At 73.4% G+C, this 5772-nt stretch carries 3 protein-coding genes; 2 read left to right on the top strand and 1 reads right to left on the bottom strand.

The features are described 5' to 3' along the window. On the bottom strand, nt 1-892 hold an 892-nt coding region (locus tag ABZS97_RS43205), incomplete at its 3' end, for a mycofactocin-coupled SDR family oxidoreductase (RefSeq protein ID WP_356149227.1). Nucleotides 893-1131: 239 nt separating this feature from the next. Here ABZS97_RS43205 and ABZS97_RS43210 point away from each other — a divergent pair. Both ABZS97_RS43210 and ABZS97_RS43215 read left to right on the top strand, forming a co-directional pair. Beyond that, a complete protein-coding gene (locus ABZS97_RS43210; RefSeq protein ID WP_356149230.1) occupies nt 1132-4206 on the top strand; it encodes a BTAD domain-containing putative transcriptional regulator in 3075 nt (1024 codons plus the stop codon). Nucleotides 4207-4515: 309 nt separating this feature from the next. After that, nucleotides 4516-5751 carry an FAD-dependent monooxygenase gene (locus tag ABZS97_RS43215; RefSeq protein WP_356149233.1) on the top strand — a complete coding sequence of 412 codons (1236 nt, stop codon included), beginning with the start codon at nt 4516-4518 and terminating at the stop codon, nt 5749-5751. Nucleotides 5752-5772 lie beyond the last annotated feature (21 nt).

The following is a 5772-nucleotide window of genomic DNA, read 5'->3' on the forward strand; positions in this document are numbered from 1 at the left end:
CGCCCATCTTCGCCGACTTCGACGGCGGCACCAGGAGCAGTGCGCCGACGACGCCGACGATCGCGATGGGGGCGTTCTTCAGGTGCAGGCCGGTGACGTAACGCGACTCCTCCGAGGCCAGGTAGACCACCGCGTGCGAGACGTCGCCGGGGGTGACATACGGGATCGGCATGGCCTGGATGCCGGTGAAGATGGGCAGCGCGTCCTCGACGGTCGGCTGCTCCTTGTCGGGCATGAACGCCTGGTAGACCGCGTCGTTGAGGAGCATCTCCGTCTCGACGTTCGTCGGGTGCACGGCGTTGACCCTGATCGCCCGCTGGGCCACCAGCTGGGAGAGCGTGTTGACGTACTCGACGAGGGAGTGCTTCGCGAAGCGGTAGCCGGCGAAGCCCGGGCCGGCCTGCGAGACGTCGGCGTGGCCGGGCTGCAGCCCGACGATCGAGCCGACGATGATGATCGAGGCGCCCTCGCCGAGGTGCGGCAGCGCCGCGTGGACGGTGTTGAGGACCCCCGACAGGTTGATGTCGACGGTGTCGATGTACGCCTCGATCGGACGGTTCGCCCCGATCGGCAGGATGCCGGCGTTGGGGATGACCACGTCCAGGCGGCCGAGTTCGGCCACCCCCTCGTCGACGGCCTGGCGCAGCGCGGCCCGGTCGCGCACATCGGCGACCTTGACCACCGCGCGCTGCCCGCTCTTGCGCACCAGCCGGGCCGTCTCCTCCAGCTCCTCGGTGCCGGCCAGCGGGTAGGGCACGCTGGTGACCTCGCCCTCGCCCAGGTCGATGACGATGACGTCCGCGCCCTCCTCCGCCAGCCGCACCGCGTGGCTGCGGCCCTGACCGCGGCCCGCACCGGTGATGACCGCTACTTTTCCTGCCAGCCGGCCCATAGGGCCCTCCCTTTGTATTCGGTGCAGCCCACCAATAGGGCATTGACTCGCCTCATTATTGGTGCGTTCGCACCGCCCACAACGAGCCAATGACCCCTAAACAAATAGGGGGATGCCCGAAAAGAATCAGCCCCCTCGGCGCGGCGGCGCGCCGGGGGTGTCTCCCGCCCCGCCCGGCCCCGGGGCCACGCCGGGCGGGCCCGCTCATGGCGGCGGCCGAAGTGAGGGACAATCTTTCCGTGCAGTTCACGATTCTGGGACCGATGGAAGCGCGGACCGCCGCAGGCGAGCCGCTCGAGCTCGGCGGCGCACGGCTGCAGTTGCTGCTGGGACTGCTGCTGGAGGACGTGGGCAAGGTGGTCTCCACCCAGCGGCTGATCGAGGAGGTCTACGGCGACGAGCCGCCCGCCAGCGCCGCCAACGCGCTGCAGTCCCAGATCTCCCGGCTGCGCCGCCGGCTCGGCGTCACCATCGAGTCGCTGCCGCACGGCTACCGCCTCGACGTCGACCCCGACGCCATCGACGCCCACCGCTTCGAACGCCTGGCCCGCCAGGGCCGCGAGCTGCTCGCCCACGGCGATCACCGCCGGGCCGTCGCCCTGCTGCGCGAGGCGCTCGCCCTGTGGCGCGGACAGGCCCGCACCCCGGCCGCCGTACGCCTGGAGGAACTGCGCCTGGCCGCCCTGGAGGACCGCATCGAGGCCGAACTGGCGCTGGGTGAATCCACCGCGCTGGTAGCGGAGTTGCGGCAGCTGGTGGCGGCCCATCCGCTGCGCGAGCAGCTGTGCGCTCTGCTGATGCGGGCCCTGCACGCGTGCGGCCGGCGCGCCGAGGCGCTGAGCGTCTATGCCGAGCTGCGGGCCACCCTCGCCGAGGAACTGGGCACCGACCCCTCGGCCGAACTGTCCGGCCTGCACCAGGAGTTGCTGCGCTCCGACGGCCTGGCGGGCGGCATCACCCCGCGCGGCGTGCCCGCCCAGTTCACCAGCTTCGTCGGCCGCGATGAGGAACTGCACCGCATCCGTGAACTGGTCGCCAGCGCCCGCCTGGTCACCCTCATCGGGCCCGGCGGCGTCGGCAAGACCCGCCTGGCGGTGGAGGCGGCGAGCCGGGAGCGCGCCGACGACGTCTGCTTCGTGGAACTCGCCCCGCTGGAGGACGGCCGCCAGATCCACGCCACCGTGCTGACCGCGCTGGGCCTGCGGCCCGGCGCCGACGGCGCGCGCGGCCCCGAGGAACGCCTGGTGACCGCGCTGGCCGAACGCCGGCTGCTGCTGGTGCTGGACAACTGCGAACACGTCGTCGAGGACACCGCACAGCTGGCCCGGCGGCTGCTGGGCGCCTGCCCGGGAGTGCGGATCTTGTGCACCGGCCGCGAGGCCCTGGGACTGACCGGCGAGGCACTGTGCCCGCTGCCCCCGCTGGAACGCCGCTCCGCCGTCCAGCTGTTCACCGACCGCGCGGTGGCCGTCTCCCCGGGCTTCGCCCTCGACGCGGAGCGGGCCGCGCTGGTGGAGTGGATGTGCACCGCACTGGACGGGATGCCCCTCGCGCTGGAACTCGCCGCGGCACGGCTGCGCACATTGAGCGTGCAGGACATCGCCGCCCGCCTCGACGACCGCTTCAAACTCCTCTCCCGCGGCGATCGCACGGCCGACCCCCGCCACCGCACCCTGCGCTCCGTGGTGGAGTGGAGCTGGGACCTGCTGGACGCCGACGAACGGGCGCTGGCCCGCCGGCTGACCGTGTTCGCCGGCGGCGCCACCCTGGCCGCCGCCGAAGCGGTGTGCGCCCTGCCCGACACCGAACAGCTCCTGGACTCCCTGGTGGGCAAGTCACTCGCCGAGACCCGCGAGGGCCGGGTGACCATGTTCGAGACGGTCCGCGCGTTCTGCGCCGAACAGCTGGTGCACGCCGGCGAACAGGAGACGTTCAGGCGGGCGCACGCCGGACACTTCCTGCAACTCGCCGAGCGCGCCGAACCCTGGCTGCGCCGCAGCGAACAGGTGCAGTGGCTGGCCGTGCTCGGCGCCGAACAGGGCAACCTCGAAGCAGCCCTGCGCTGGTCACTGACCGCCGACCAGAACACTGCACTGCGCCTGATGGCCGAACTGACCTGGTACTGGTGGCTGCGCGGACTGACCGTCGAACACGCCACCCCCGCCGCCGCCCTGCTCACCGCCCTCGGCGACAGCCCGCCGCCGGGACTGGACGAGGAGTACGCGCTGTGCGCGCTCAACGCCCACACCCAATGGGCCCTCAAACCCTCTGGCAGCCCCGCTGCGCAGCCCCAGCAGCAGTGGCTCGACCGGGCCGACGCGGTGCTGCTGGGCATCGACCGGCCACTGCGCCGGCCGATCCTGACCGTGCTGCGGGCCCTGATCGCCGGCCCCGGGCGGGCCGCCGACGAGGACACCCGGCGCCGGCAGATCGGCGCCGACCCCTGGTCGCGGGCGGTGGGGCTGATGGGCGACGGATTCCAGCCGTGGTTCGGCGGACAGCCGGAGAAGGCCGAGGCACAGTTCGCCAGCGCGCTGGCCCACTTCCGCCAGACCGGCGATCGCTGGGGGATGGCCAACTGCTTCGACCCGCTGGCCATGTTCGCCGACTGGCGCGGCGATCACGAACAGGCGCTGGCCCACCTGGACGAGGCGATGGTCCTGGTCGGCCAGCTGGATGCACCCGAGGAGATGGCCGGCCTGCTGTGCCACCGCGCCGACGCGCTGCTGCACTGCGGGGACTTCGAGCGCGCCGGCGCGGACTACGGGCGGGCCGCCGAACTGGCCCGCCGGGTCGGCAGCTCGGACAAGGTGGCCCTGGCCCAGCTGGGCCTGGGCGACGTGCAGCGGCTGCGCGGCGACATGGCCGGCGCCCGCCAGTGGTACGAACGAGGACTCGCCTCCTGCAAGGACCACTGGTTCGGCGGGGCGCTGATCCAGCGCCTGCACACCGCCCTGGCCCGCGCCGCCGAGGCCGACGGGCGCGCCGCCGAGGCCCGCTCCTTCCACCAGCAGGCCCTGCACACCGCCCTGGACATGCGCACCCCCGCCGACCTGGCACAGGCCGCCGAAGGCCTGGCGGGCCTCGCGGTCCTGGAAGGCGAGGGGGAACACGCGGCGCTGCTCCTGGGCGCCGCGGTGTCCCTGCGCGGCATGGCCGTCGCCGGCGACCCCGACGTCGCCCGCACCGCGGCAGCCGCCCGCGCCCACACCGGCGAGGCGGCCTACACCCACGCCCACACCCGGGGCCGCGCCCTGACCCTGCCGCAGGCCCTGACCCTGCTGCACGGCCACCACACCCCGGCCGCCACCTGAACCCACCACCCCCGGCGGCCCGGCAACGGCGTACCCGCGATGCCCGCGATGCCGGGGTGCCGGGGTGCCCGGGGTAGCGGGCGGTGCGCGCCGCCGGGTGCCACCGCCGCCGCCCCGGGCGCTGACCGGCCGGCGGGGCAGGAAAGGAGCTGCTCACGGCGGTGCGGCGGCCGGTTTCGGGGACGCTGACGGCGCCCGGTCAGGGGCGGTCAGCGCGCGGTGCCCGCGCGGTCAGCGGCGGGCGCCAACCTCTTGTGCAGAAGGCGACAACGGCGCCGAGCACGCGTCACTGACCAAGAGGAGCCCCCCATGAACGAGCAGACCCGCACCCCCGCCGGCCGCCGCGTCCTGATCTCCGGCGCGAGCATCGCGGGCCCCGCCCTGGCGCTGGCCCTCAGCCGCCACGGCTACCAGGTCACCGTGGTCGAAAAGGCCCCCGCCCTGCGCGGCGGCGGCTTCGCGGTGGACTTCCGCGGCGCGGTGCACCGCACGGTGCTGGAGGACCTCGGCGTGTGGGAGGAGGTCAACCGCCACCAGACCCACATGGGCGAGCAGACGTTCGTCGACGAGAACGGCACCGAACAGATGCGGCTGGACGCGTCGTTCATGAGCGGCGACGTGGAGATCTTCCGCGGTGATCTCTCCCGCATCCTGTACGAACGCTCCAGGAACAACGTGGAGTACGTCTTCGGCGACTCCATCACCTCCCTCACCGAGACCGCCGAGGAGATCCACGCCACCTTCGAGCGATCCGCCCCCCGCACCTTCGACCTGGTGGTCGGCGCCGACGGCCTGCACTCCAACGTCCGCCGCCTGGCCTTCGGCGACGAGTCGCAGTTCCTGCACCACCTCGGCTACTACGTGGCCGGCTTCGACGTCCCCAACCACCTCGCCCTGGACCGCACCGCCCGCTGGTTCAACGCCCCCGGCCGCGGCATCTGCCTGAACAACTACGGCCGCGACCCGCACACCGCGGGCGTGCTGATGGTCTTCGCCGCCGAGCAGCCCCTCGTCTACGACCGCCACGACACCGCCCAGCACAAGCGGCTGCTCGCCGAGCGCTACGCCGGCCTGGGCTGGGAGGTGCCGCGCATCCTGCAGGCCCTGGAGCACACCGACGACGTCTACCTCGACGCCGTCGCCCAGATCCGCATGGACCGCTGCTCCACCGGCCGGGTGGTGCTGCTGGGCGATGCCGGTTACGGCGCCACCATGGGCGGCATGGGCACCGGACTCGCCGTCGTCGGCGCCCACGTCCTGGCCGGTGAACTGGCCACCCACACCGACCACCGCACCGCGTTCGCCGCCTACGAGGCCCGCATCCGCAAGTTCGCCCAGGGCTGCCAGAAGACGGCCGGCGGCGCCGGACCGATGCTCGCCCCCGCCACCACCGGCCGCATCCGCCGCCGCAACCGCATCTACAAGGCGCTCAACTCCCCGCTCCTGGCCGGATACCTGACCCGGCTGACCGTGAAGTCGGCCACCGACATCGAGCTGCCGCACTACCCCCGCCCCACCCCCCTCGCCCCCGTGTCCGCCCGCTGACCCCACCCACCCACCCACCCG

Origin of the sequence: Streptomyces sp. NPDC005485 (assembly GCF_040606085.1) — a bacterium.
Lineage (GTDB): Bacteria > Actinomycetota > Actinomycetes > Streptomycetales > Streptomycetaceae > Streptomyces.